The organism is Variovorax sp. dw_954, assembly GCF_018449755.1.
GTDB lineage: Bacteria > Pseudomonadota > Gammaproteobacteria > Burkholderiales > Burkholderiaceae_C > Variovorax.
On record NZ_JAAVVD010000005.1, the window covers coordinates 89,194 to 113,518 of the forward strand.

Consider the following 24,325-nt stretch of genomic DNA (forward strand, 5'->3'; position numbering starts at 1 on the left):
ATGAGCGACATCTACGACATCAAGCTCGAGTTCCTGCGGACCGGGCCGGCGCACAACCAGCTGCTTTCTCCTCTCACGCCCTACCTGGCGCTGTGCGGCGCGGACGCCCCGGTCAGCGTCCGCATCCCGCTGGAGCATGACAAGCTGCTCAGGCGACTGGATCGGCTGCGCTACGAGGTCGACGGCTCCGCGGTCTCGGCATCGCAGAGCACCGGGGAACTCCAGGAACTGGGTGAAACGGTCGCGCGCGTGCTGGCAGAGATCCCAGCCCTGGTGTCGGAGCTTGGGAATGCCCGGAACAACGCTTCCCGCCTCGTCAACATCCGGCTGGTCATCTCCGCTTTCGAGTTGGGCCTGGTTCCCTTCGAAGCGACGATGGCGCCAGCCGATACCTCGGGGTCGGGCGCGCATCTGCTGCTCAGCACACCCACGACGATGACGCGCGAAGTACGGCGCGGGCGTCCTCTGCAGTTCGAGTGGAATCGCAAGCCGAAGATCCTCTTCGCGTTCGCGTCGCCTCGCGAGCTTGCGGCGGTACCGGCGCAAGAGCATCTCGAGGCGTTGCGCCGAGCCATCGATCCGTGGATCAAGGTCCGCGAGTCGCACAAGGAGAGCCTCCGCGACGTGCGCGAGATGCTGACGGTCCTGCCAAATGCCACAGCCAGCGAGATCAGCGAATACTGTCGAAAAGACGATTTCACCCACGTCCACATCCTGGCGCATGGCGTGCCGATGCCACGATCGGAGGGGCGCCGCTTCGGCCTTGCGTTGAGCGCAGACGAAGGCGGCGTCGGCTACTCGGTGGTTGACGGTCAGAGCCTGGCGATGGCCTTGAAGGGACTGAAATCCAGCGGCCTGGCCAAGAAGCCTCCGACGGTCGTGACACTGGCGACCTGCGATTCAGGCAATACGGGGTCGGTCTTGACGCCCGGAGGCAGCATTGCGCACGAGTTGCATGCAAGCGACATACCGTGGGTGATCGCCTCGCAGTTTCCGCTGTGGATGCGCGCCTCGAGCATCGCCGCGGAGTGCATCTACAGGGGATTGCTTTCCGGAGATGACCCACGCGCCGTGCTCTACGAACTCAGGCAGAGATTGCGCATCGACCTGCCTGGCACGCACGATTGGGTCAGCATCGTGGCCTACGCGACGATATCCGACGACCTCGAGTCGAAGGTCGACGCCTTCCGCAGCCGCCAGACCAAGGCAAAGATGGAGGTCATGTTCGCGCGGATGGATGACCTGGTCGCACAGAACCAGAGCGACGAGGTCAAGGCGGAACTTCGCAAGCTTTGCACCGACATCCGCAACGACCTCAAGATCTGGTTCAACGAGCCAGCGGCGCAGCGCAATCCAAAGGAGCGCGCGGAGCGCATGGGCATGCGGGCGGCGAGCGAGAAGCGGATTGCCATCTTCTTGAAACAGTCTGGCGATGTGGGCGGAAGCACCGACGCCTACCGCCTGTCTCGTGACTACTACGCTGCCGCCTTGAAGGTCGAGCCGGAGAATCATTGGCTGATGACGCAGTTTCTTTCTGTTTGTGCGACGCCCGACCTGGCAACCGACGCCGCCGAACTGGAATCCACCGTCAAGACCTATCGCCGATGGTGGGGGGTCGCCTGGCAGTTGGCCCAGTGGAAGCTCGCCAACGGGACGACGGCCGATCGTGTCTGGGCGCATGGGACGCTGGCGGAAATCGAACTCTTGCGCGTCGTCTACGAACACGAGCCTGTTGCCGCCGAGTCGGCGATGGAGGCTATCGTCGAGCACTGCACGCGTATTCGGGAACTGTCGGAAGATCCCTTCCAGATCATGTCCACGACGCGCCAGTTCCAGCGCTACCTGGACCATTGGCCGCGTGAGCAGTGGAAGGATCTGGCGCAAGCAGCCATCGATGCACTGAAGCGACGTTGACCGCAGGAGTGCAGCGGGAAGCAGGGACCATCCCATGCCGGCGGCGACGCAGGCCAGCGCCGCCACCTGTTCGGCATTGCTCATCTCGCGCAGGACCACCGCCACATGGGGTACTCGCGCCGCAGGCGATCGAGCGCATGCGGGAGCACCTTGTAGACCGCATGCGTCACGAAGCCGATGACCAGCCTGCCTCCGCGCCCCTGCGCCATCGCGCGAGCATGGTCGGCGGCGGCGTCGCCATGGGCCAGGCTGGCACGCAGGTCTTAGACGATGGCATGCCCGGCGTCCGTCAACGACGCGCCGCGCCTGTCCCAACTGCTCTGCCGCCCGGGTGAGGCTGCCGGCGTCCGCGACGGCGATGATGCAACGCATCTGGCGAGTGTCCGTGTCCAAAGTCCCACGAGGGCGCTCTACAAGGCGCGACGAAAAGGCGATTCTGACGGGGCTTCGGGCGATTCGAGAAATGTTCCTACGTGCCGACGGCCGCGCCTGGGTCAGGATTACGCGCTCCCCTGTTCGAGCGGAGCTGGCCAACCCCCATGACGGGCGAATCGATCCTATGAAAAGCTCCATCTCCCATCGGCCGGACGAAGGCCGCCACGTGCTGCTTCCCGTGCCGGACGCTCCTTCGCCGCGCAGGAAGGCCGCCCGCAGATTGCGAATACTGGTCGTGGAAGACGACGTGGACGCCCTTGCGCTGACGCAGGAACTGCTGGGCCTGCTGGGACATTGGTCGGCAGGGGTCGGCAGCGCCGAAGGCGCGCTGGCCCGCTTCTCCGAGGGAGCGTTCGACGTGCTGCTGCTCGATGTCAACCTGCCGGCCCTCTCGGGCCTGGACCTCGCTGAAAAGCTGGGTCGGCTCGAATCGCTGCCGGTGATCTTCGCCACGGGGAGCGATCCGCCCCGCGATCGATCGCTGCGGTCGATCTGGCTGCGCAAGCCCTACACCACGGCGCAGCTGGAAGGCGCGCTGGCCCGGGCCGAGGCGCTTCTTCGCTGCGCCGATGCGTGAATGGCGTGCGCAGTCGTGCGAGTCGGGCGCCTGTCCTTCATGAAGTCGTCCTTCGCTCCTGCCCTGCTGCTCTATCGAGCGGGGGAACGTCGGCGCTTTTGACAGGAATCCGCATGAGTGACACGGGCATGGGCGATACCGGCGATCGAGATTTCCGCTACCACGACTGCGAGTTCCGCATCAGCGTGCAGCGTACCGGGGCGGACCTGTTCCTGCCTCATGTCCTCTATCGCGCCGGCCTGCGGGGCGTCGAGCAGGTCGCGTTGCCGGTGGATGCCGACCCGTACGCATCGGCAGACGAGGCTTGGCGGCATGGGGAGCAGCAGGCCGTGCGCTGGGTTCATGACCGAACCGGCGACGGCCAGGGCAGATTCTGACCGGCGCCCCGACATCCTTGCAGGCTCAACCCATAGGTAACGCATGCTGAAAGTCCATGTTTCAACCCCAGGCCCGGATGCGACGTTCGGCGACAAGTTGAAGGCTGTCCTCGGGCAGTTCGACAACTTCGTCCTCACCAGCGATCCGGCGGCAGCAGAAGTCATCCTGATGCCGGAGAACGATTCGCGAATCTTCGCCAGTGCCCCCGTGTTCCAGTCGCACAAGGAAAAGTGCGTGGCGATCTCCGACGGCGACATCCTGAGCTACTACATGCCCTCGTTGTATGCGTCCAACCATCGCTCCCTGCTGTCGCGCGGGCGCGCATTGACCGCCGGTCCGTTCTCTTCCCTGGTCGAGGCGCCGCTCGGATCGCGCAACGCCTGGATCTCGCCCCTGAAGGACGCGCAGGTGGAAAAACGCTACCTCTACAGCTTCATGGGCGGCAGCACCTCCATGCTGCGCAAGCGGCTGTTCAGGTACTACAGGTCGCTGACCATCGCGGATGCATTGGTTGAATCCACAGATCACTACAAGCACTGGTCGCGGGACGCGTCACCCGAGCACAGCGCGCAGCAGCGGCGCTACATCGAGACCATGCAGGCGTCCAAGTTCGTCCTCTGCCCGCGCGGCGCAAGCGCTTCCAGCATCCGCTTGTTCGAATCGATGGAACTGGGCTGCGCACCGATCGTGCTGGCCGACCGCTGGATACCGGTGGACGGCGTGGACTGGAGCTTCTGCCTCTTCGTGAAAGAGTCCCGGTACCGCGAACTCGATGTGATCGTGCGCTCGCATGCGGACGAATGGCAGGAGCGCGGCGCGGCTGCCCGGAAGGCTTTCAACGGACACTTTTCTCACTCCGCGTTCGGCGCCACGATGGAGCGGCAACTGCGCGACCTCGTGCGTCACCGCGATGACGGGCGCGAACGTCTCATTCGAGCCGTCTACCCGCTCTATCGTGGTGCGACCGAGTTGAAAGGGGAGTTGCGGCTTGCCGCTCGGAACACGGTTCTCGCAGGTTTCCGGATGCTTGGCGTCAAGTTTCCCTACGACCTGAACAAGTAGGCCGTCCCCGCCGAGTTCGACATCCACCTTATCGCCAACACGGAGGACGCATTGGTTGTGCGAAGCCTGCAACCGCTATGGCCCCGACAATTGGAGGATGTTCGGTGATTACATCGTCTTCGTAGATGAGAGCGGCGACCACAGCCTCACCTCGATCAACCCCGACTATCCCGTGTTCGTCCTGTCGTTCTGCGTTTTCGCGAAGGCTTGCTACGCCGACACGTTGACGCCGGCCGTTCGCCGTCTGAAGTTCGAGACTTTCGGCCACGACATGGTGGTTTTTCACGAGGCCGACATCGTGCGCCAGCGCGGTCCGTTCGCGGCTTTCGGCCCGGCCGAGCGCATGACGTTCATGGGGAAGTTGAGCGCCATGATCGATGCCTGCGACTTCACTCTGATTGCAGTGGTGATCGACAAGAACAAGCACAAGGCGAGATATACCGAGCCGATCCACCCCTATCACCTGGGGCTGCAGATGGGGTTGGAGCGCTTGCACGACTTCTTGTCGTCGAGGGGCGCCCCGCACAATGCCATCACGCATGTCGTGTGCGAAGCGCGCGGGGCCAAGGAAGACACCGACCTCGAACTGGCCTTCCGGCGCGTGTGTGATGGCGACAACCGCAATCGCACTCCTTACCCATTCAGCATCGTGATCGCGGACAAGAAGACCAACTCCGAGGGGCTGCAACTGGCCGACCTGACGGCGCGCCCGATTGGCTTGTCCGTGATCCGGCCGCTGCAGACCAACCAGGCGTTTGAAGTGCTGAAGCCGAAGTTCTTCACTGGAATGCGCGGCCACACGATGGCCGGCAACGGGCTGAAGATTTTTCCATAGCCCACAAAGCAGAAAGGCCCCCGGGATACCCCAGAAGCCTGACGCCGGTCGCGAACCCGCAACCCATTTGCAGACCATTTTGCACGACTTTTCGCCGTCGATGTGTGCGTAAGGGTTTGCCCCGCGCGTCTCGGCAGCTGCCTCAGATCCCCAGCGCAGGCATCTTCGCCAACAGCTTGTCCAGCGTCACCGGGTAGTCGCGCACCCGCACGCCGGTGGCGTTGTAGACCGCATTCGCCACCGCCGCACCAACCCCGCAGATGCCCAGTTCACCGACGCCTTTGGCCTTCATCGGCGAGGAGATCGCGTCTGTCTCGTCCAGGAAGATCACTTCCTGGTGCGGGATGTCGGCATGCACCGGCACCTCGTAGCCGGCCAGGTCGTGGTTGACGAAGTAGCCGAGCCGCGTGTCGACCACAAGCTCCTCCATCAACGCCGCACCCACGCCCATCGTCATCGCGCCGATGACTTGGCTGCGCGCCGTCTTCGGGTTGAGGATGCGGCCCGAGGCGCACACGGCCAGCATGCGGCGCACGCGGACTTCTGCGGTGTACGCGTCCACTGCCACCTCGACGAAGTGCGCGCCGAACGTGGACTGCTGGTACTGCTTGCCCAGATCGCCGAACTCGATGCTGTCCTCGGCCTCGATGGGGCCGTTGCCCGCCACCTGCGTGAGCGGCACGCTGCGCCCGCCAGCCTGCACCAGTCCATCGGAAAAGCTGGCGCTCGCGGCATCGAGGCCGGCGCGCTGCGCGATCGCCTCGCGCAACTTCACGCAAGCCGCATACACGCCCGCGGTGGAACTGTTGCCGCCGAACTGCCCGCCCGAGCCCGAAGACACCGGAAAGCTCGAATCGCCAAGCCGCACCGAGACGCGCTCCAGCGGCACGCCCATCATCTCGGCGGCGGTCTGCGCGATGATGGTGTAGCTCCCGGTGCCGATGTCGGTCATGTCGGTTTCCACGGTGATGCGGCCGTCGCCGTCCAGGCGCACGCGCGCGCCAGACTTGATCACCTGGTTGTTGCGGAAAGCCGCCGCCATGCCGGTGCCGATCCACCAGCGGCCTTCGCGCCGGTTGGCGGGCCGGGCGCTGCGCTGCGACCAGCCGAATTTCTCCGCACCGATGTGCATGCAGTCGATCAGGCGGCGCTGCGAGAACTTGCGCTCGGGCTTGGCCGGGTCGACCTGCGTGTCGTTCAGCACGCGCAGCTCGATCGGGTCGACGCCGAGCTTCTCGGCCAGTTCGTCGATGGCGATCTCCAGCGCCATCAGCCCCGGCGCCTCGCCGGGCGCGCGCATGGCGTTGCCTTCGGGCAGGTCGAGCATCGCCAGCCGCGTGCCGGTGAGGCGGTTCTCGCCAGCGTAGAGCAGCTGCGTGCATTGCACCGCGTTCTCGGGCTTGCCGCCGGCGAGGTTGCCCGACCAGCTCTCGTGCGCGATCGCCGTGAGCTTGCCCTGCTTCGTCGCGCCCAGGCGGATGCGCTGGATGGTGGCCGGGCGATGCGTGGCGTTGTTGGCCATCATCGGCCGCTGCATCGCGACCTTGACCGGGCGCTTCGCCATGCGCGCGCCGAGGGCGGCCAGCACCGCGTCGGCGCGCAGGAACAGCTTGGCGCCGAAGCCGCCGCCGATGTAGGGCGACATCACATGGACCTTCTCCTTCGGCATGTCCAGCGTCGCGGCCAGGTCGCGGGTGTTCCACGCGATCATCTGGTTGGAGGTCCAGATGGTCAGCTTGTCGCCGTCCCACTCGGCGGTCGTCGCGAAGGGCTCCATCATCGAGTGCGACTGGTCCGGGGTGGTGTAGGTCTCATCCAGCTTCACCTCGGCGCTGGCGAAGGCGGTCGAGAAGTCGCCGACGGTCTTGTTGCTGTCGGTGGTCTTGCGCTCCGTGGAACGCCTGGCCTGGGCCAGGTTGAAGGCGCCATCGGCCGCGGCGTAGTCGACCTTGACCAGGGCCGCGGCGGCGCGCGCCTGCTCGAAGCTCTCGGCCACCACCAGCGCGATGGCCTGGTGGTAGTGCTCGACGTTGGGGCCGCCCAGCAGCTTCGCGGCGTTCAGGCTGCCCTTGCCCAGCTTGCCGGCGTTCTCGTAGGTGACGATGGCGATCACGCCGGGCGCGGCCTTGGCGCGGCCCTGGTCGATGGCATTGATGCGGCCCTTGGCGACCGCGGAGCCGACGATGTAGCCGTAGGCCGCACGGGGCGCCACGTCGTGCCGTTCGTAGGCATAGGGCGCGGTGCCGGTGGTCTTGAGAGGGCCGTCGATGCGGTCCGTCGCACGGCCGACGACCTTGAGCTGGTCGATCGGGTTGGTGGTGGCGGGGGTGTCGAATTTCATGCCTCAGCTCCTGGCGTCCGTGAGCACCGCGTCGAGCGTGCGCTCGACCAGCGTCAGCTTGAACTGGTTCTGTTCGGTGGGCCGGGCGCCGGCGAGCAGGGCTGCGGCAACGGCGCTGGCGCCGCGTGGCATTTGCGCGTCCGCGGTGTCGTCGCGCCAGGGCCTCGGTGCGACACCGCCGAGAGCGACACGTCCCGTGCCGTCGCGCTGGACGATGGCCGCGACCGACACCAGCGCGAAGGCATAGGAAGCCCGGTCGCGCACCTTCTGGTAGATGTGCTTGCCGCCCACCGGCGCCGGCAGCCTGACCGAGGTGATCAACTCGCCGGGGAGCAGGGCGGTCTCGATGTGAGGCGTGGCGCCGGGCAGCTTGTGGAAATCCGCGATCGGGATGGTGCGGCGCAGGCCGCCGGGGCGCATGGTTTCGACGCTCGCGTCCAGCGCACGCATCGCCACCGCCATGTCGCTCGGATGCGTGGCGATGCAGGCGTCGCTCGCGCCCACCACCGCCAGCTGCCGGCTGATGCCGCCCATGGCCGCGCAGCCGCTGCCGGGCTTGCGCTTGTTGCAGGCCTGGTTGGTGTCGTAGAAGTAGGGGCACCGCGTGCGTTGCAGCAGGTTGCCGGCGGTGGTCGCCTTGTTGCGCAGCTGCGCCGAGGCGCCTGCCAGCAGCGCGCGCGAGAGCACGCCGTAGTCGCGCCGCACGCGCGCATCCGCGGCCAGGTCGGTGTTGCGCACCAGCGCGCCGATGCGCAGGCCACCGTCCTGCGTCGCCTCGATCTTGTCGAAGCCCAGGCCGTTGACGTCGACCAGGTGCCGGGGCGTCTCGATCTCCAGCTTCATGAGGTCGAGCAGGTTGGTGCCGCCAGCGATGAAGCGCGCACCCGGTGTGCGGGCCGCGGCCTCCACCGCCTGCGCGGGCGAGGCGGCGCGTTCGTAGCTGAAGGCCATCATGTCTTCAGCCCCGCAACATCCGCGATCGCGTCGGTGATGTTGCTGTAGGCGCCGCAGCGACAGATGTTGCCGCTCATGCGCTCGCGGAACTCCGCGGTCGACATCTGCGGCGTGCCCGTCAGGTCGACGGTGGCGTGGCTCGGAATGCCCTGCGCCATTTCATCGAGCATGCCCACGGCCGAGCAGATCTGGCCCGGCGTGCAGTAGCCGCACTGGTAGCCGTCGTGCTTGACGAAGGCCGCCTGCAGCGGGTGCAGGTTGCCGGGCTGGCCGAGGCCTTCGATGGTCGTGACCCTGGCGCCTTCGTGCATCACGGCCAGCGTCAGGCAGGAATTGATGCGGCGGCCGTCGACCATCACCGTGCAGGCGCCGCACTGGCCGTGGTCGCAGCCTTTCTTGGTGCCGGTGAGGTGCAGGTGCTCGCGCAGGGCGTCGAGCAGGGTGGTGCGGGTATCGATCACCAGGCGCTGCGGCTTGCCGTTGACGATCAGCGTCACGGCCATGGGGGCGGGGTCGCCTGCATTGCGGGCCGGCGCCGCGGCGGCGGGCATGGCTGCGGCCATTGCCGGTACCGACGCGGTGGCAGCGCCTGCCTTCAGCAGGCCGCGCCGGGAGATCGTGAACTCATCGGGGTGGGTCATGTGGTGTTCCTTCGTCGGTCGGGGCCGGACTTCTGGCGCAATTCGCGCCGCAGGTGACCGTCACGCCGCCGACGGGCGCGGGTTGACAGCCGACTTTGGCAAGACCTGTAGGTGCGGGCCTTCGCAGGGCAGGGCGGGGCGCTTGCAAGGCCGCAGCGGCTCACACAATGTCCGGTTCAGCCCCGGGCAGGGTGACACAGTGTCATGCCCGCGGCGCAGCGCCCGGGTTGCGCGGGGGACGCATGGCGCACATCAGCCATCCCGCGGTCGGCGAACGGTCCGTCAGCGCTTGCCGTCCGGCACCATGCCGGAGCCGATCAGCCGCAGCACGGCCCCGGCGCGCGACAGCGGCGCCTCGGGCGGCGGCGCACGTCGCTCGATCTGCACGCCGACGGCGCTCACATCGCTGAACTTGCGCGGCTTGACCACCTTGACCCGGACCCAGCACGCGCCGAATTCGCCGATCGCGATCTCCGCGATGGCTTCGGCGAAGGCTTCCAGCAGTTGCAATTGGTGGTCGGCCATCAGGCCGCGCAGGCGCTGGCAGACCTCGCCATAGTCGATCGTGTCGGCGATGCGGTCGGTCTCGCAGGCGCGTGCGCGGGGCAGGCCCATGTGCACGTCGATGACCAGGGGCTGGGGGCGGTGCAACTCCGTCTCGTGGATGCCGATCACCGTGTCGCCGATGAATCCCTCGATGAAGATCACATCCATGGCGGCCAGGTCGGGCAGTTGCGCGGGGGCGCCGGAGGGCGGGGTGAATGAAGAAATGCTCGTTTCCAAGGGGGCGCCTTCCTCTGTGAAGCGATGGTGGTCGGGAAGATTTCCCTATGCAATGGATCGTGGATCCGCAAAATCCAGGCCACGCATCGCGTGGGGCGCTCGATGGGAAATTGCGCGCCCCCGTGCACACCCCGTTGCGTTCTGCCGCCACTGCGTTACAGAATCGTCGGACCGGCGCAAATCGACGCCGGGCTGGAGACGTCGATGGTGCTGACGGTGCGCAATGCGGGACATCCGGCGGATGCCCACGCCAATCGAGTTCTGGAAGTGGTCCGCGGTGGATTCCCGGAGCGCAGCGATGACGTGGTCACGCTCTCCTGGATACGCTGCCTGAACCAGTACAACCTGCGGCCCGACAAGCCGCGCGAGCCGGCCGTGATGGGTCGCGTGCTGCTCGAGGAGCGGCGCGCCCGCCACACCGCGGTGCTGGAGTGCGCGCGCTACGAAATGACCACGCTCTACCAGCAACTGGCCGATACCGAGATGGCCGTGCTGTTGACCGACACCGATGGCGTGATCCTGCACATGGTGTCCTCGCCGGAGTTCGCGGCCGAAGTCGGCCCGCTGGGCTTGCGCGCCGGCGGCATCTGGAGCGAGACCGAAGCCGGCACCAACGGCATGGGCACCTGCCTGGCGGCGGCCAGTCCGATCTGCGTGCAGCGCGAGGACCACTTCTACACCCAGTTCACGCAGCTGACCTGTTCGGCGGTGCCGGTGTGCGACCCGGCTGGCAACATCGTCGCGGCGCTCGATGTCACGAGCCGTTCCAGCCTGATGCAGCAGCACCTGCTGGTGCTGTTGACGATGACGGCGCGGATGATCGAGAACCGCCTGATCGATCACCAGTTCCGCAACGCCCACCCGCTGCATTTCCACAGCCGCCCCGAATTCGTCTACACGCTGCACGAGGGCAAGCTGGCGGTGGACGACGACGGGCGCGTGCTGGCCGCCAATCGCAGCGCCTTGTTCCAGCTGGGCCTGCAGTCGATGGACGAGATCCGCTCGCGGCGCATCGAGGACCTGTTCCAGACCTCGTTGCCGGACATGCTGCAGCGCAGCGCTTCCTCTTCCTTCCATCCGGTCGTGACCTACAGGACCAACGCGGCGTCACGCTTCTTCGCGGTGGCGCGGCGCCCGGCCTCGGCCGCGGACGCGCTGTGCTTGCCGTCGTCGGCGAGCAGCACGCCGTCGTCAGGCGGCGGATCGCTGGCGCTGTCGCGGTCCCGGGCCGTCCGCCCGCTGGCCCGGCGCGCCCCGGCGGCGGCCTTCGTCTTCGACGACCCGCGCCTGGCCGCGCAACTGGAGGTTGCCCGGCGCGTGATCGCCCGCGGCACGCCGGTGCTGCTGTGCGGTGAGACGGGCTCCGGCAAGGAGGTCTTTGCGCGCTCGCTGCACGAGGGAAGCCCGCAGGCTTCTGGCGCCTTCGTCGCCATCAACTGCGCGAGCCTGCCGGAGGCGCTGATCGAATCCGAACTCTTCGGCTACTGCGCCGGCGCGTTCACCGGCGCGCAAAAGTCAGGGCGCCGCGGCAAGATCCAGCAGGCCGACGGCGGCACGCTGTTCCTCGACGAGATCGCCGACATGCCGCTGGAGTTGCAGTCGCGCCTGTTGCGGGTGCTGGACGAGCGCCGCGTCACGCCGCTGGGCACGGAGGAAAGCCATGCGGTCGACTTCCAGCTCATCAGCGCCAGCCATCGCCACCTGCCGACACTGGTGCGCGATGGCCGCTTCCGCGAAGACCTCTACTACCGGCTCGCCGGCATCGAGGTGCAGCTGCCGGCGCTGCGCGAGCGCAGCGACAAGCTCTCGCTGATCCGCGGCATGCTGGCCACCGAAGGCGGCAGCGACGCCGTGCTGAGTGCCGAGGCGGAGCGCATGCTGATGGCGCACAACTGGCCGGGCAACGTGCGCCAACTCGGGCATGTGCTGCGCACGGCGGCGGCGCTGGCCGATGGCGAGCCGATCACGCGCGCGCACCTGCCCGCGCTGGCCGTCAACCTGCATGCGCCGCATGACGCAGAGCATTTGCCCCAGTTGGGCGGCGAGCGCGCGGGAATGGTGGCGCCGATGCCGGCTGCCGATGCGCAGGCCACCGCAGCGCACAACGTCCAGCACGATGACGCGCATGCATCGGCCAGGCTCAACCCCATCCAGGCCAACGAGCGGCAACTGCTGCTGCAGATGCTGGAGCAGCACCGCTGGAACGTGAGCAACGTGGCCAAGGCGCTGGACATCAGCCGCAACACCCTCTACCGCAAGATCCACAAGCTGCAGATCGAGGTCTCGCATCCAGAGCTGGGTGCGTGAGCGGGCGTGAAGACGAGGCCGACGCGGCCGCCGGCAAGCCGTCGGGCAACCTGGCGCTGTTCGACCTCGACCACACGCTGATTCCGTTCGACAGCGGCACCGCGTGGATCCGCTTCCTGATGCGGCATGGCCGCCTGCCGGCCGATGCGGAGGAACGCCACCTGGCTTTCTGCCGGCTCTACGTGGCCGGTACGCTCGACATCCATGCGATGCATCGGTCCAACATGCAGCCCTTGCTGCCGGTGCCGCGGGCGACGCTGGCGCAATGGCAACGCGAGTTCGAGGTGGACATGGCGCCACGCATTCCGGCATCGAGCCTGGCCGTGGTCGAGCGGCACCGGGCGAACGGCGACTTGTGCGCCATCGTCACGGCGACCACGGAGTTGATTGCCTGGCCGATTGCGCGGCTGTTTGGCATCGATGAACTGGTGGCGACGCGGCCCGCCACCGTGGACGGCTTGCCCGATGCTGCGTTCACCGGCGAGATCGACGGCGAGCCGTGCTTCCGGCATCACAAGGTGAGCCGGGTGACGGAGTGGCTGGCGCGGCGGCCGCCAGGGTTGGGCAACCGCCTGGCCGATTTCGCGCAGAGCTGGTTCTACTCCGATGCAATGAGCGACCTGCCGCTGCTCGCGGCTGTCTCCCATCCCGTGGCGGTCAGCCCCGATGATCGATTGCGCGCGCATGCGCTGCGGGCGGGTTGGCCGATATTGGACTGGGGCGCGGCGGCTTTCATTGAGACAACCGCGAGCCATCTTCCGGCGAGTGGGGGCGGTGGCTGAATCGACGAGATTCCAGAGCAAGAACCGGAGTTCGGAGGCCGGCGACGCCCGATAGATTGAGTGCTTTCAATCCTTCGAGAGCACCATGACACTCCACACACGTACCGTCGCGACCGAAGGGGCGGCGCAAGCCAGACGATTTCCGACGCAACTTGGCGAGTTTGTTCGCGTCAGCCGGCTTTCGGCGATGGCGCCCCACGACGAGTGGAAGGCGACCCTTGCCGACCAGACGGAAATCATGGTTCCGGAAGAAGGCGATCGTCCCAACCCCCTCGGCGTCGCGAAGGCCATTGCGGTGGTCCAGAGCAGGGCTTACCTGGGTGGACGAGCAGTACAGCTCATCGCACCGTTCCTCAGGGGCGAAGGCGCGTGGCGACTGCTCACCATTGATTTCGGCGTCGAAGCGCGCCGGTACGAAAGCGAGTTTCTGATGTGCTTCGCATTTGTAGCCGCGAACACCAGGCTGTCGAGTTCCAGCCCCTATTTCGTGGTTGGTTTTTCGCAATCCAAAGCTTCAGAGGAGGGCGAGCCCGTGTTCTCCTTGACCGTCAAGGCCATCGCAGGCATCCCATTTCCGGTGTGATGGGTCGCCGTGCGGGAACGCACCTCAAGCCTGGATCAACCCCCACCGCAGCGCCACCAGCGTCAGCTCTGACTGGTTGCTCGCCCCCAGCTTCTGCTTCACGTGATAGAGGTGCGTGCCCACCGTGCTCGGCGACAGGCTCAGCGTCTCGGCGATCTGCGCCACGCTCTGGCCGCGCGCCAGCTGGATGAACACCGAGAACTCGCGCTCGCTCAGCGTGTCCGCCGGACTGGCGTCGCCTTCGAGCTGCGCGAGCGCCATGGCCTGTGCCGTGCCGGCATCGACGTAGCGCTGACCGCGCGCGACGGCGGTCACGGCGGCGATCAGCGCGTCGGGTGCGCTGCGCTTGGTCAGGTAGCCCAGCGCGCCGGCGCGCAGCACGCGGCGTGGGTGCACGGTGTCCTCGTAGGCGGACAGGGCCAGCACGCGCGCCTTCGGATCTTGCGCGAGCAGGCGTCGCACGGCCTCCAGGCCGCCGATGCCGGGCATCGAGAGGTCCATCACCACCACGTCGGGCTTGACCCGGGCGTACTCGGCGCAGGCCTGCTCGCCGGTGTCCACTTCGGCCACCACCTCGACTTGGGCGTCGGACAGCAGCATGCGGAAGCCCATGCGCACCAGGGCGTGGTCGTCGGCCAGCATCACACGGATCACGTTGTCGTCTCCTTGGTGCCCACTGCCGGCACGCGCACCTGCAGGCGCGCACCGTGGGGTTGTACGTTGTCGATCTCGAAGGCGCCGCCGAGTGCCTGCACCCGTTCGGCCAGCCAGCGCAGGCCGTGGTGTCCGCTGCGCTGCAAGTCCTCGGGGGCGAAGCCGGCGCCGTCGTCGACGAGTTCCAGCCGCACTTCGCCGTTGCTGCTTTGCAGTGTCAGTCGAAGCCGGGCGGCCTGGCCATGGCGCATCGCATTGGTGATGCCTTCCTGGGCCGCGCGGTAGAGGGCCAGCGAGGCGTCTGCGCCCAGCACCGCATCGGCCAGGTCGACGTCGAGGGCGATCTGCACGTCGGGCTGGGTGCGCTGCGTGCGCTCGACGAGGTCGTTGAGCGCTTCGGCCAGGCCGAAGTTGTCCAGCACCAGCGGCGTCAGGCGCGGAATGATGCCGTGCATCGCGTCGTACAGGCGCGAGGACTCGTCGGCGATGAGGCGGGCCGCCTGCTCGGACTGCGGGTCGAGCGAGCGCACGCGCGAGGCGATCGACAGCGCCATGCTGCGCATCGCCGTGACCGACTGGCCGAGTTCGTCGTGCAGTTCGCGCGCGATCATGCGGCGCTCGGCTTCGATGTGCTTGTCGATCCAGCGCGAAAGCTCGCGGCTGTCGGACAACTGGGACTCGGCGCGGATGGCGCGACGTTCGGTCTCGATGTGGCCCTGCAGGTCGCGCACCATGTGGTTGAAGGCCGCGCCGATGGCTGCCGCCTCGGTGCTTGCGAGCGGCGGCAGCATCGTGTCGAAGCGGCCGCCCTGCACCTGGTTCAGCGCATGCACGATCTGGCCCAGCGGGCGCACGGCCCGACCGACCAGCCAGAACACCAGCCCGTTGACCACCACCAGGAACACCAGCGCACCGATTGCGAGGCTCGACATGTAGTCCCACGCATCGACTTCGGCACGCGAGGGGTTCGCCTGCACCACAAGCTTGCCGTCGGGAAACAGGATCGACTGCTCCGCTGTCGTCGGCCCGACGAGCGCGCTGAACCAATCCGGCGCGTCGCGCCCGGCCTTGTAGGTGGGAGGAGGGGAGCGATAGAGCTCGCGCCCCTGCGCATCGAACAGCGTGAGGTCGTTGGAGCGGATCCGCCCGATGCTCTGGAGGAACGCGAGCATCGCGGGCGTGCCCTGTGCCGCGTAGCGCAACGCCTGGCCTTGCAGCAGCGAGGCGACGCGGTTGGCGGCTGCGGTCTCCTCATGCACGGATTCGCGCATGCTGCGCAACTCCAGCGCGAGGATGGCGGACGCGAAGACGAAGGTCAGTGCAACGACGATCAGGTTGATCTTCAGGCGAAGGCTCATGGATGTCGCCCCCACGCTCGGCACTTCGTGTCCTCGCTGCCCCCCGAGGGGGCGTGAGCTTGCTTGGGGCGGCCCGGCGCGGCGCTCGGGGTTGTGATGGAAGCAGAGGAAGCAGACACCCGCGCGATGGTAGCGGCTTGCCCGGGCTGCCGTGTGACCCGGCTCGATTCATGAAAATCATGAGGCGGGAATCATGATCGACGGGCTGTACCGATGGCGCGGGCGGGTGGACCATACGCCATGGGACTCGAAACATCCCCGCGACCGCCAGTCGGTGGCCGTGCAACTGCGCAAAGGAGACTGCTTATGCAATGGGAAACCCCGACCGCTCAAGACTTCCGCTTCGGCTTCGAAATCACGATGTACGTCGCTGCCCGTTGAGCCGGGCTGCGCAAGTTCAAGCCCCGCTGGCCTGGCCCGCGGGGCTTGTTGTCTTCCGGGCTCCCTTCTTTCCTTTTTCGTACTGAATTCCGGCCATGCGCATCACCGTCCTGGGTTCGGCTGCCGGCGGCGGATTCCCGCAGTGGAACTGCAATTGCCGCAACTGCGCCGGCCTGCGCGCCGGTACCCTGAAGGCCAAGGCGCGCACGCAGTCGTCGATCTTCGTGCAGCCCGACGACGGCGACGACGGCGTGCTGTTCAACGCCTCCCCTGACATCCTGGAACAGATCCGCAGCAAGCGGGCGCTGCAACCCGCGCGCACCCTGCGCGATACGGCGATTGCCGGCGTGGTCCTGATGGATGGCCAGATCGACCACGCCACCGGCCTGTTCATGCTGCGCGAACGAACGTCCCCGCTGCCGCTGTGGTGCACCGATCCGGTCGAAGAAGACTTGCGCAGCGGCAACCCGGTGCTGGCCGTGCTGGGGCACTACTGCGGCGTGGACCGGCATCGCATCGCGCTGGACGGCAACACGTTCAGCGTGCCAGGCGTTGCAAACCTGAGCTTTCGTGCCTTGCCGCTGTCGAGCAAGGCCGCGCCGTATTCGCCGCACCGCGACAACCCGGTCGAAGGCGACAACATCGGCATGCTGATCTCCGATGCGCACAGCGGCAAGCAGGTGTTCTATGCGCCGGGCCTGGGGCAGATCACGACAGCGGTGTTCGATGCCATGAACAGCGCCGACGCCGTGATGGTCGACGGCACCTTCTGGACCGACGACGAGATGCCGCGCATGGGCCTGAGCCAGAAGACGGCTCGCGACATCGGCCACCTGCCGCAGTCGGGGCCGGGCGGCATGCTGGAGTGGCTGGCGAAACTGCCGGAACGTACGCGAAGAATGCTGATCCATATCAACAACACCAATCCAATCCTCGATGAAGACTCGGACGAGCGCGCCACGCTCAAGCGTGCCGGCGTCGAGGTTTGCGAGGACGACATGCTGATCCGCATCTGATCCAGCAAAAGCGCAAGATTCGCCGAATGCGAGACATACCGACATGACCCAGACCCCCCCTGACGTTTCCGGCATCCCTGCATCGCAGGCATGGACGCGCGAGCAGTTCGAAGCGAAGTTGCGCGAGCGCGGCCGGGCCTATCACATCCACCACCCCTTCAACGTGATGCTCAACTCCGGCCGCGCCACGCCGGAGCAGGTGCGCGGCTGGGTGGCCAACCGCTTCTACTACCAGATCTCGATCCCGATCAAGGATGCAGCCGTGTTGTCCAACTGCCCCGACCCCGAGGTGCGCAGGGGCTGGGTGCAGCGCATCCTCGACCATGACGGCTTCGAGTTGAACGGCATCCGCGACGAAGGCGGCGTGGAAGCCTGGCTGCGCCTCGCCACCGCCGTGGGCCTGAGCCGCGAGGAAGTGCTGGACCTGCGCCACGTCGCGCCCGCGATGCGCTTCGCGGTCGATGCGTACGTGACCTTCGCACGGCGTGCGCCGTGGCAGGAGGCCGTCTGCTCCTCGCTGACCGAACTGTTCGCGCCCGAGATCCACAAGCAGCGACTGTCCACCTGGCCCGAGCACTATCCCTGGATCGAACCGGAGGGCATGGCGTACTTCCGCAACCGCGTGAGCCAGGCGAGGCGCGACGTGGAGCAAGGCCTCGCGATCACGCTCGCGCACTTCACGACGCGGCCCATGCAAGAGCGGGCACTGGAGGTGCTGCAGTTGAAGCTCGACATCCTGTGGGCCATGAACGATGCGATGGCGCTGAAGTACGGAGTCACCGCATGAACGCTCCGACAGGCGACAGCTCGCCGCGGGTCGGCGCCGGTTTCCGCCTGCAATGGGAGCCGGCGCAGAACGCGCATGTGCTGCTGTATCCAGAGGGCATGGTCAAGCTCAACCAGAGCGGTGGCGAGATCATGAAGCGCTGCGACGGTGAGCGGACCATCGCCGACATCGTGAGCGAACTGGAGACGGCCTTCTCGATGCAGGGGCTGGACAAGGACGTGCTGGCCTTCATCGAAATGGCCGGCAAGCAACGGTGGCTGGCATGGGACTGAACGCGACGCCCGGGCCGCCGCTGTGGCTGCTGGCCGAACTGACCTATCGCTGCCCGCTGCATTGCGTGTTCTGCTTCAACCCGGTCGACTTCGCGCGGCAGGAGGAAGAACTCACCACCGAAGACTGGATGCGCGTGTTGCGGCAGGGACGCGAACTCGGCGCCGTGCAACTGGGCCTCTCCGGCGGCGAACCGCTCGTGCGAGACGACCTGGAAGAGATCGTGGCAGAGGCGCATCGGCTCGGTTATTACACCAACCTGCTGACCTCCGGCGTCGGGCTGACCGCGGCGCGCGCCGCGGCGCTGAAGGCCGCGGGGCTCGACCATGTGCAGTTGTCCTTCCAGGACTCGACAAAGGAGATGAACGACTTCCTGTCGCACACCAAGACCTTCGACCTCAAGAGCCGCGTCGCCAAGCTCATCAAGGACCAGGGCTGGCCGATGGTGCTGAACGTGGTGATCCACCGCATGAACATCGACCACATCGATCGCATCATCGGCATGGCGGCCGACATCGGCGCCGAGTACCTGGAACTGGCCAACACGCAGTACTACTCCTGGGCCTTCCTCAACCGCGACCAGTTGCTGCCGACGCACGAGCAGTTGAAGCGCGCGGAGCAGACCACCGACGCCTGGCGCGCCAGGATGGGCGAGCGCATGCGCATCTTCTTCGTCGCGCCGGACTACCACGAGGGCAAGGCGAAGAAGTGCGTCAACGGCTGGGGCAACATGTTCCTCACGGTGGCGCCCGACGGCACGGCTTTGCCTTGCCATACCGCGAAGATGCTGCCGGGCCTGAGCTTCCCGAACGTGCGCGACCATGACCTGCGCCACATATGGTTCGAGTCCGAGGGCTTCAATCGCTACCGGGGTACGGGCTGGATGAAGGAGCCCTGTTCATCCTGCGAGTTCAAGGAGCAGGACCTGGGCGGCTGCCGCTGCCAGGCCTACCTGCTGGCCAACGATCCGGCGGTCGCGGACCCGGCATGCTTCAAGAGCCCACACCATCATCTCGTGGAAGAGGCCGTTGAGAAGGCGGGCAGATTGACGCCGGCCCAGGCGGTGGAGCATCCGCTGGTGTTCCGCGAGCCGGCGAATTCGAGGCGGCTGAGCGAGTCCGCGCCGGTGCGCTGAGGCAAGCGTGAGCGCCTGAGGGCGATAGCGCTATTTGGCCTTGAGGGTCAATGCGCGAAGGTATTCCGCAAGGTCCAGCGTGCCGTCGTTGTCCGGGTTGGCCTGGTCGAAAGTCTTCTTGTTCTTGATACCGGCCTTCGCCGCTTCCTTGGGATCGAGGGTGCCGTCGTTGTCAGGGTTCGCCTTGTTGAACTGCCAGGTGATGGCCGCCATGAATTCCTTGATGTCCAGCGTACCGTCCTTGTCCGGATTGGCCTGTTCGAAGGCTGCGCGGCTGATGCCGAACTTCCGGGCCTCGGCCCGACTGACCGTGCCGTCGTTGTCAGGGTCCGCCTGCTTGAAGGCCGCCGCGATTTCGGCTTCCGTGGGCTGTGCGCCTGCGGCCAAGGCTGCGAAGGGCATCATCGAGATCGCGAGAGCTGAGAGGAGTGTTTTCATGGCCGACACCTTAGTACATCGGACGCACCATAGGGGCGTGGACGCAACGATCGTGTCGGGCATGCGCCGCATGTGCGCGTCGGACGCTGCCGGATCATCCGGATCACACGGTAAGGCGCTAGGGTGGCGACCAAGGGCCCGGGAACTGCCGATGTCCATGGCATCTCCAACCGGCCTCGCCTTATCGAGGGGCATGCCATGCATCCATTGTTGAGCCTCTTCCCGGCCGGCTTGCTGGCCATTGCGGCGACCGCGGCCCATGCCGACGTGGTGGTCAATTTCACCGAGCCGGAACATTACACGGACGCCGCGTATACCCGCGCCTTTGCGAACGAGACGGACCGTGCGGAAGTGCAGCACGACATCGCGCGACACCTTGGGCGACTGGCGGAACGCGGTCTGCCGCGCGACGAGACGCTCACGATCGACGTTCGCGACATCGACCTCGCGGGCTGGTTCGAGCCGTGGCATGCGCGCACGGGGCACGACGTCCGCATCCTGCGCGACATCACCTGGCCCCGGATCAAGCTGGCCTACACCTTGAAGCGCGGCGACCAGGTGCTCGCAACCGGTGAGGACCGCCTGGTCGACATGAACTACCTGATGGTGACCAACACCTATCCGGGCTCCGACCGCCTGCGCTACGAGAAGCCGATGCTCGATGCCTGGTTCGCCAGGATCGTGGGCCGGCACGAAAGTGCGGGGAGCGATTAGTTCAGGGCTGCAGCGTCTGCCGATGCTGCCGGATCGCTTCCGACACCATGCCGTTCAACCCGGCGCCGCCGTCATCGTCGACATGCGCCAGCAGGGAGCGCCGCATGCGAGGCTCCCAGAACTTCTTGAGATGCAGCGCCACGCCTTCCAGCGCCTCGGCGCGATCGGGCATGGCCTCGAAGAACAGGCCGATCTGGTTGGCCATGCGCACCAGGGCGTCAACGTGCATGGTCGGCTCCTGCTGCTGCCGCTTCATCGAGTGACAAGCGCTCGCCATGGCAATAGACGACCAGGTCCTGCTTGCGTGCGAAGCCGACCAGCGTCATGCGCGCCTTCCGCGCCGTGGCCACCGCGAAAGAGGTCGGCGCCGAGACGGCCGCGAGCAGCGAGACGCCGGCCATCGCCGTCTTCTGCACCATCTCGAAGCTGGCGCGGCTCGTGACGGCGATGAAGCCGGTGGACGCGTCGATGCCGTTCGATGCCAGCGCGCCGATCAGCTTGTCGAGGGCGTTGTGCCGCCCCACATCCTCGCGCAGCCACATGACCTCGCCCTGTGCCGAACACCATGCGGCCGCATGTACCGCACCCGTCGCCTGCTGCAGCGTCTGCAACTCGCAGAACTGCGACATGGCGCGGCCGATGGCCTCGCGGCGCCACGTGGCATGGGTCGACAACACGGGCAGGTTGCGGGCCACGTGCTCCAGGCTCTCGGTGCCGCAGAGTCCGCAGCCGGTGCGGCCGGTGAGCGTGCGCCTGCGCTCCTTGAGGCGCGCGAAGGGGCCACTCGCCACTTGCAGATGCAGCGTGATGCCCATCTCCGAGCGTTCCTCTTCGACGGCGAACAGTTCATGCGGCGCATCGAGGATGCCTTCGCTGAGCGAGAAGCCCAACGCGAAGTCCTCCAGGTCCAGCGGCGTGGCCAGCATCACGGCATGCGAGACGCCGTTGTATTCCAGGGCCACGGGCACTTCGTCCGCGACCCAGTCCTGGACGGCGAAGTGCTGCCCCGCACGAAAGCCGCGCACGGGCAGGGAGCGCGCGCCTTCGCAAAAAGCCGGCTCGTCGTTGCCGGGCTGCGCGGTGATGAGGGGTTCGTCGGTGGCGAGCATGGTCATTTGGCCGGAATGGTTTCGCCGGATTCGGTGCGCGCCTGCAGCAAGGCTTGCTGCACCTCGTTGAAGCGGCTGTACTCGCGCTGCCATGCCGAAGGCTGCATGACCGGCATGACCTGCACCGCGGTCACCTTGTACTCGGGGCAGTTGGTGGCCCAGTCCGAGTTGTCGGTGGTGATCACGTTGGCGCCCGATTCCGGGAAGTGGAAGGTGGTGTAGACCACGCCGGGCTGCATGCGCTCGGAGACGACGGCGCGCAGCACGGTTTCGCCGGCACGACTCTGGATGCCGACCCAGTCGTCGTCCTTGATGCCGCGCTCCTCGGCATCGTGCGGGTGGATCTCCAGCCGGTCCTCGCTGTGCCACTGGTTGTTGGGCGTGCGCCGCGTCTGTGCGCCCACGTTGTACTGCGACAGGATGCGGCCGGTGGTCAGCAGCAACGGGAACTTGCGCGTGACCTTCTCGTCGGTGGCGACGTACTGCGTGATGATGAACCGGCCCTTGCCGCGCACGAACTTGTCGATGTGCATGGTCGGCGTGCCATCGGGTGCAGCGGCATTGCAGGGCCACTGGATGCTGCCGAGTTCGTCGAGGCGCCGATAGCTGACGCCGCTGAAGGTCGGCGTGAGCGCGGCGATCTCGTCCATGATCTGCTCGGGACTGGTGTAGTCCATCGGATAGCCGAGCGCCTGCGCCAGCTTCACCGTCACCTCCCAGTCGGCATAGCCGGCCTTCGGTGGCATCACCTTGCGCACGCGCGAGATTCGGCGCTCGGCGTTGGTGAAGGTGCCGTCCTTCTCGAGGAAGGAGGAGCCGGGCAGGAACACGTGCGCGTACTTCGCCGTCTCGTTGAGGAACAGGTCCTGCACCACCACGCATTCCATCGCCATCATGGCCTCGGCCACATGCTGCGTGTTCGGGTCGGACTGCACGATGTCCTCGCCTTCGCAGTAGAGGCCCTTGAAGCTGCCGGTCAGCGCCGCGTCGAACATGTTGGGGATGCGCAGGCCCGGCTCGGGGTTGATCTCCACGCCCCAGGCGGCCTCAAACGATGCCCGCGTGATGCTGTCCGACACGTGGCGGTAGCCCGGCAACTCGTGCGGGAACGAGCCCATGTCGCAGGAGCCCTGCACGTTGTTCTGGCCGCGCAACGGGTTGATGCCGACGCCTTCGCGGCCGACGTTGCCGGTGGCCATGGCGAGGTTGGCGATGCCCATCACCATGGTCGAGCCCTGGCTGTGCTCGGTCACGCCCAGGCCGTAGTAGATGGCGCCGTTGCCCGCGTTGGCATAGAGGCGGGCGGCGGCGCGCAGTTCGGCGGCCGGCACGCCGGTGGCGGCCTGCATCGCCTCGGGCGAGTTCTCGGAGCGGGCGACGAACTCGCGCCATTCACCGAAGGACTTGGGGTCGCAGCGCCCGGACACGTAGTCCTCGGCGACCAGTCCCTCCGTGACGATCACGTGCGCCATCGCCGTGATCACTGCCACGTTGGTGCCCGGCTTCAGTTGCAGGTGATGCTCGGCGCGGATATGCGGCGACTTCACCATGTCGATGCGGCGCGGATCGACCACGATCAGCTTCGCGCCCTGGCGCAGCCGCTTCTTCATGCGCGACGCGAACACCGGATGCCCATCGGTCGGGTTCGCGCCGATCACCATGATCACGTCGGCCTTCTCGACCGACTTGAAGGTCTGCGTGCCGGCCGAGGTGCCCAGCGTCTGGCCGAGCCCGTAGCCGGTCGGCGAGTGGCACACGCGTGCGCAGGTGTCGACGTTGTTGTTGCCGAAGGCGGCACGCACCAGCTTCTGCACGAGATAGGTTTCCTCGTTGGTGCAGCGCGAGGAGGTGATGCCGCCGATGGAGTCCTTGCCGTACTTGCCCTGCAGCCGCTTGAACTCGCTGGCTGCGTGGTTCAGCGCCACTTCCCAGCTCACTTCCTGCCAAGGGTCGGTGATCTTCGCGCGGATCATCGGCTTGAGCATGCGGTCCTGATGCGTTGCATAGCCCCAGGCGAAGCGGCCCTTGACGCAGGAGTGGCCCTCGTTGGCCTTGCCGTCCTTCCACGGCACCATGCGCACGACCTCGTTGCCCTTCATCTCGGCCTTGAAGCCGCAGCCGACGCCGCAGTAGGCGCAGGTGGTGATGACGCTGTGCTCCGGCTGGCCGAGCCAGATCACGGACTTTTCCTGCAGCGTGGCGGTGGGACAGGCCTCGACGCAGGCGCCGCAACTCACGCACTCGGATTCCATGAAGGGCTCGTCCTGCCCGGGCGACACGCGGGACTCGAAGCCGCGGCCGCTGATCGTCAGCGCGAAGGTGCCTTGCGTTTCCTCGCAGGCGCGCACGCAGCGGTTGCAGACGATGCACTTCGACGGGTCGTAGGTGAAGTACGGGTTCGACTCGTCCTTCTGGCTGTGGATGTGGTTGGCGCCGTCGAAGCCGTAGCGCACGTTGCGCAGACCGGTGACGCCGGCCATGTCCTGCAACTCGCAGTTGCCGTTGGCCGAGCAGGTCAGGCAGTCGAGCGGATGGTCGGAGATGTAGAGCTCCATCACGCCCTTGCGCAGTTCCTGCAGCTTGGGTGTCTGGGTGCGGACCTTCATGCCGGGCTCGGCCGGCGTGGTGCAGGAGGCCGGGAAGCCCTTGCGACCCTCGATCTCGACCAGGCACAGGCGGCACGAGCCGAAAGGCTCGAGGCTGTCGGTGGCGCAGAGCTTGGGCACCTTGATGCCCGCGTCGACGGCGGCGCGCATGAGCGAGGTGCCGGCGGGGACCGTGATCTCGGTGCCGTCGATCTCCAGCGTGACTTCGCGCCCGGACTCGCGCTTGGGCGTGCCCCAGTCGGTTTCTTTCAGATGGTCCAACATG

24 protein-coding genes are annotated in these 24,325 nt (G+C 66.7%); 14 read left to right on the top strand and 10 right to left on the bottom strand.

Features of this window, described 5'->3' with window-relative positions; translation table 11 throughout:
- From HB681_RS10440 to HB681_RS10460, 5 genes are all read left to right on the top strand, one after another.
- A complete protein-coding gene (locus HB681_RS10440; RefSeq protein ID WP_213954743.1) occupies positions 1-1,914 on the top strand; it encodes a CHAT domain-containing protein in 1,914 nt (637 codons plus the stop codon).
- A 559-nt stretch (positions 1,915-2,473) separates the two neighbouring features.
- Positions 2,474-2,926 carry a response regulator gene (locus HB681_RS10445; RefSeq protein ID WP_213954744.1) on the top strand — a complete coding sequence of 151 codons (453 nt, stop codon included), beginning with the start codon at positions 2,474-2,476 and terminating at the stop codon, positions 2,924-2,926.
- Positions 2,927-3,039: 113 nt separating this feature from the next.
- The gene (locus HB681_RS10450) at positions 3,040-3,303 is read left to right on the top strand and encodes a hypothetical protein (protein ID WP_213954745.1); all 264 of its coding nucleotides are present in this window, start codon (positions 3,040-3,042) and stop codon (positions 3,301-3,303) included.
- Positions 3,304-3,346: 43 nt separating this feature from the next.
- A complete protein-coding gene (locus HB681_RS10455) occupies positions 3,347-4,366 on the top strand; it encodes an exostosin family protein (RefSeq protein ID WP_213954746.1) in 1,020 nt (339 codons plus the stop codon).
- A 55-nt stretch (positions 4,367-4,421) separates the two neighbouring features.
- On the top strand, positions 4,422-5,201 hold the full coding sequence (locus tag HB681_RS10460; RefSeq protein ID WP_256734903.1) for a DUF3800 domain-containing protein: 780 nt from the start codon (positions 4,422-4,424) through the stop codon (positions 5,199-5,201).
- A 142-nt stretch (positions 5,202-5,343) separates the two neighbouring features.
- Here the strand turns inward: HB681_RS10460 and paoC are convergent, their stop codons facing one another.
- From paoC to HB681_RS10480, 4 genes are all read right to left on the bottom strand, one after another.
- The gene (gene paoC, locus HB681_RS10465; RefSeq protein WP_213954747.1) at positions 5,344-7,542 is read right to left on the bottom strand and encodes an aldehyde oxidoreductase molybdenum-binding subunit PaoC; all 2,199 of its coding nucleotides are present in this window, start codon (positions 7,540-7,542) and stop codon (positions 5,344-5,346) included.
- A 3-nt stretch (positions 7,543-7,545) separates the two neighbouring features.
- Positions 7,546-8,496 (bottom strand): xanthine dehydrogenase family protein subunit M, encoded by a 951-nt coding sequence (locus tag HB681_RS10470; RefSeq protein WP_213954748.1) that lies wholly within the window; start codon positions 8,494-8,496, stop codon positions 7,546-7,548.
- Entirely contained in the window at positions 8,493-9,137 is a 645-nt protein-coding gene (gene paoA / locus HB681_RS10475; RefSeq protein WP_213954749.1) for an aldehyde dehydrogenase iron-sulfur subunit PaoA, read from the bottom strand. The genes HB681_RS10470 and paoA overlap by 4 nt, the downstream gene beginning before the upstream one ends.
- 282 nt (positions 9,138-9,419) lie before the next feature.
- Entirely contained in the window at positions 9,420-9,920 is a 501-nt protein-coding gene (locus HB681_RS10480) for a dihydroneopterin aldolase (RefSeq protein WP_256354002.1), read from the bottom strand.
- A gap of 204 nt (positions 9,921-10,124) precedes the next feature.
- Here HB681_RS10480 and HB681_RS10485 point away from each other — a divergent pair, with 204 nt between their 5' ends.
- The 3 genes from HB681_RS10485 to HB681_RS10495 all read left to right on the top strand — a co-directional run bounded on the left by HB681_RS10485 (position 10,125) and on the right by HB681_RS10495 (position 13,592).
- Positions 10,125-12,227 (top strand): sigma-54-dependent Fis family transcriptional regulator, encoded by a 2,103-nt coding sequence (locus HB681_RS10485; protein WP_213954750.1) that lies wholly within the window; start codon positions 10,125-10,127, stop codon positions 12,225-12,227.
- The gene (locus HB681_RS10490) at positions 12,224-13,009 is read left to right on the top strand and encodes an HAD-IB family hydrolase (RefSeq protein ID WP_213954751.1); all 786 of its coding nucleotides are present in this window, start codon (positions 12,224-12,226) and stop codon (positions 13,007-13,009) included. Before HB681_RS10485 ends, HB681_RS10490 begins: the two co-directional genes overlap by 4 nt.
- 85 nt (positions 13,010-13,094) lie before the next feature.
- Positions 13,095-13,592: a hypothetical protein gene (locus HB681_RS10495; protein WP_213954752.1), complete on the top strand. Its 498-nt coding sequence runs from the start codon at positions 13,095-13,097 to the stop codon at positions 13,590-13,592.
- Between the two features lie 24 nt (positions 13,593-13,616).
- Here the strand turns inward: HB681_RS10495 and HB681_RS10500 are convergent, their stop codons facing one another.
- Positions 13,617-14,246, bottom strand: a complete 630-nt coding sequence (locus tag HB681_RS10500; RefSeq protein WP_345944657.1) for a response regulator — start codon at positions 14,244-14,246, stop codon at positions 13,617-13,619.
- Positions 14,243-15,604 (bottom strand): HAMP domain-containing protein, encoded by a 1,362-nt coding sequence (locus HB681_RS10505; protein ID WP_213954753.1) that lies wholly within the window; start codon positions 15,602-15,604, stop codon positions 14,243-14,245. Before HB681_RS10505 ends, HB681_RS10500 begins: the two co-directional genes overlap by 4 nt.
- 306 nt (positions 15,605-15,910) lie before the next feature.
- On the opposite strand from HB681_RS10505, the gene pqqA reads away from it, so the two are divergent.
- From pqqA to pqqE, 5 genes are all read left to right on the top strand, one after another.
- Positions 15,911-15,985, top strand: coding sequence for a pyrroloquinoline quinone precursor peptide PqqA (gene pqqA / locus HB681_RS10510; protein WP_213954950.1), 75 nt, complete (start codon positions 15,911-15,913; stop codon positions 15,983-15,985).
- Between the two features lie 95 nt (positions 15,986-16,080).
- Positions 16,081-17,001, top strand: a complete 921-nt coding sequence (gene pqqB / locus HB681_RS10515) for a pyrroloquinoline quinone biosynthesis protein PqqB (RefSeq protein ID WP_213954754.1) — start codon at positions 16,081-16,083, stop codon at positions 16,999-17,001.
- A 43-nt stretch (positions 17,002-17,044) separates the two neighbouring features.
- The gene (gene pqqC, locus HB681_RS10520) at positions 17,045-17,788 is read left to right on the top strand and encodes a pyrroloquinoline-quinone synthase PqqC (RefSeq protein ID WP_213954755.1); all 744 of its coding nucleotides are present in this window, start codon (positions 17,045-17,047) and stop codon (positions 17,786-17,788) included.
- On the top strand, positions 17,785-18,060 hold the full coding sequence (gene pqqD, locus HB681_RS10525; RefSeq protein ID WP_213954756.1) for a pyrroloquinoline quinone biosynthesis peptide chaperone PqqD: 276 nt from the start codon (positions 17,785-17,787) through the stop codon (positions 18,058-18,060). Before pqqC ends, pqqD begins: the two co-directional genes overlap by 4 nt.
- Positions 18,051-19,193 carry a pyrroloquinoline quinone biosynthesis protein PqqE gene (gene pqqE / locus HB681_RS10530; RefSeq protein WP_213954757.1) on the top strand — a complete coding sequence of 381 codons (1,143 nt, stop codon included), beginning with the start codon at positions 18,051-18,053 and terminating at the stop codon, positions 19,191-19,193. The genes pqqD and pqqE overlap by 10 nt, the downstream gene beginning before the upstream one ends.
- A 30-nt stretch (positions 19,194-19,223) precedes the next feature.
- On the opposite strand, the gene HB681_RS10535 is transcribed toward pqqE, so the two are convergent.
- On the bottom strand, positions 19,224-19,631 hold the full coding sequence (locus tag HB681_RS10535) for an EF-hand domain-containing protein (RefSeq protein ID WP_213954758.1): 408 nt from the start codon (positions 19,629-19,631) through the stop codon (positions 19,224-19,226).
- A 198-nt stretch (positions 19,632-19,829) separates the two neighbouring features.
- Here HB681_RS10535 and HB681_RS10540 point away from each other — a divergent pair, with 198 nt between their 5' ends.
- Entirely contained in the window at positions 19,830-20,345 is a 516-nt protein-coding gene (locus tag HB681_RS10540; RefSeq protein WP_213954759.1) for a DUF3016 domain-containing protein, read from the top strand.
- Position 20,346: 1 nt separating this feature from the next.
- Here the strand turns inward: HB681_RS10540 and HB681_RS10545 are convergent, their stop codons facing one another.
- Genes HB681_RS10545 through fdhF form a run of 3 tightly spaced genes read right to left on the bottom strand, consistent with a single transcriptional unit; the run spans position 20,347 to position 24,324 of the window.
- Positions 20,347-20,574, bottom strand: coding sequence for a formate dehydrogenase subunit delta (locus HB681_RS10545; protein ID WP_213954760.1), 228 nt, complete (start codon positions 20,572-20,574; stop codon positions 20,347-20,349).
- Positions 20,564-21,454 (bottom strand): formate dehydrogenase accessory sulfurtransferase FdhD, encoded by an 891-nt coding sequence (gene fdhD, locus HB681_RS10550; RefSeq protein ID WP_213954761.1) that lies wholly within the window; start codon positions 21,452-21,454, stop codon positions 20,564-20,566. Before fdhD ends, HB681_RS10545 begins: the two co-directional genes overlap by 11 nt.
- A gap of 2 nt (positions 21,455-21,456) precedes the next feature.
- Positions 21,457-24,324, bottom strand: a complete 2,868-nt coding sequence (gene fdhF, locus HB681_RS10555) for a formate dehydrogenase subunit alpha (RefSeq protein WP_213954762.1) — start codon at positions 24,322-24,324, stop codon at positions 21,457-21,459.
- Between the last annotated feature and the right edge of the window lies 1 nt (position 24,325).

Excerpts from the sequence above, each read along its gene's own strand:
- pqqB (WP_213954754.1), top strand. The coding sequence starts at position 16,081 with ATGCGCATCACCGTCCTGGGTTCGGCTGCCGGCGGCGGATTCCCGCAG.
- paoC (WP_213954747.1), bottom strand. The coding sequence starts at position 7,542 with ATGAAATTCGACACCCCCGCCACCACCAACCCGATCGACCAGCTCAAG.
- HB681_RS10450 (WP_213954745.1), top strand. The coding sequence starts at position 3,040 with ATGAGTGACACGGGCATGGGCGATACCGGCGATCGAGATTTCCGCTAC.
- HB681_RS10485 (WP_213954750.1), top strand. The coding sequence starts at position 10,125 with ATGGTGCTGACGGTGCGCAATGCGGGACATCCGGCGGATGCCCACGCC.
- HB681_RS10540 (WP_213954759.1), top strand. The coding sequence starts at position 19,830 with ATGCATCCATTGTTGAGCCTCTTCCCGGCCGGCTTGCTGGCCATTGCG.
- pqqE (WP_213954757.1), top strand. The coding sequence starts at position 18,051 with ATGGGACTGAACGCGACGCCCGGGCCGCCGCTGTGGCTGCTGGCCGAA.
- pqqD (WP_213954756.1), top strand. The coding sequence starts at position 17,785 with ATGAACGCTCCGACAGGCGACAGCTCGCCGCGGGTCGGCGCCGGTTTC.
- HB681_RS10505 (WP_213954753.1), bottom strand. The coding sequence starts at position 15,604 with ATGAGCCTTCGCCTGAAGATCAACCTGATCGTCGTTGCACTGACCTTC.
- fdhF (WP_213954762.1), bottom strand. The coding sequence starts at position 24,324 with ATGTTGGACCATCTGAAAGAAACCGACTGGGGCACGCCCAAGCGCGAG.
- paoA (WP_213954749.1), bottom strand. The coding sequence starts at position 9,137 with ATGACCCACCCCGATGAGTTCACGATCTCCCGGCGCGGCCTGCTGAAG.
- HB681_RS10445 (WP_213954744.1), top strand. The coding sequence starts at position 2,474 with ATGAAAAGCTCCATCTCCCATCGGCCGGACGAAGGCCGCCACGTGCTG.
- fdhD (WP_213954761.1), bottom strand. The coding sequence starts at position 21,454 with ATGCTCGCCACCGACGAACCCCTCATCACCGCGCAGCCCGGCAACGAC.
- pqqC (WP_213954755.1), top strand. The coding sequence starts at position 17,045 with ATGACCCAGACCCCCCCTGACGTTTCCGGCATCCCTGCATCGCAGGCA.
- HB681_RS10535 (WP_213954758.1), bottom strand. The coding sequence starts at position 19,631 with ATGAAAACACTCCTCTCAGCTCTCGCGATCTCGATGATGCCCTTCGCA.
- HB681_RS10455 (WP_213954746.1), top strand. The coding sequence starts at position 3,347 with ATGCTGAAAGTCCATGTTTCAACCCCAGGCCCGGATGCGACGTTCGGC.
- HB681_RS10470 (WP_213954748.1), bottom strand. The coding sequence starts at position 8,496 with ATGATGGCCTTCAGCTACGAACGCGCCGCCTCGCCCGCGCAGGCGGTG.
- HB681_RS10440 (WP_213954743.1), top strand. The coding sequence starts at position 1 with ATGAGCGACATCTACGACATCAAGCTCGAGTTCCTGCGGACCGGGCCG.
- HB681_RS10545 (WP_213954760.1), bottom strand. The coding sequence starts at position 20,574 with ATGCACGTTGACGCCCTGGTGCGCATGGCCAACCAGATCGGCCTGTTC.
- HB681_RS10495 (WP_213954752.1), top strand. The coding sequence starts at position 13,095 with ATGACACTCCACACACGTACCGTCGCGACCGAAGGGGCGGCGCAAGCC.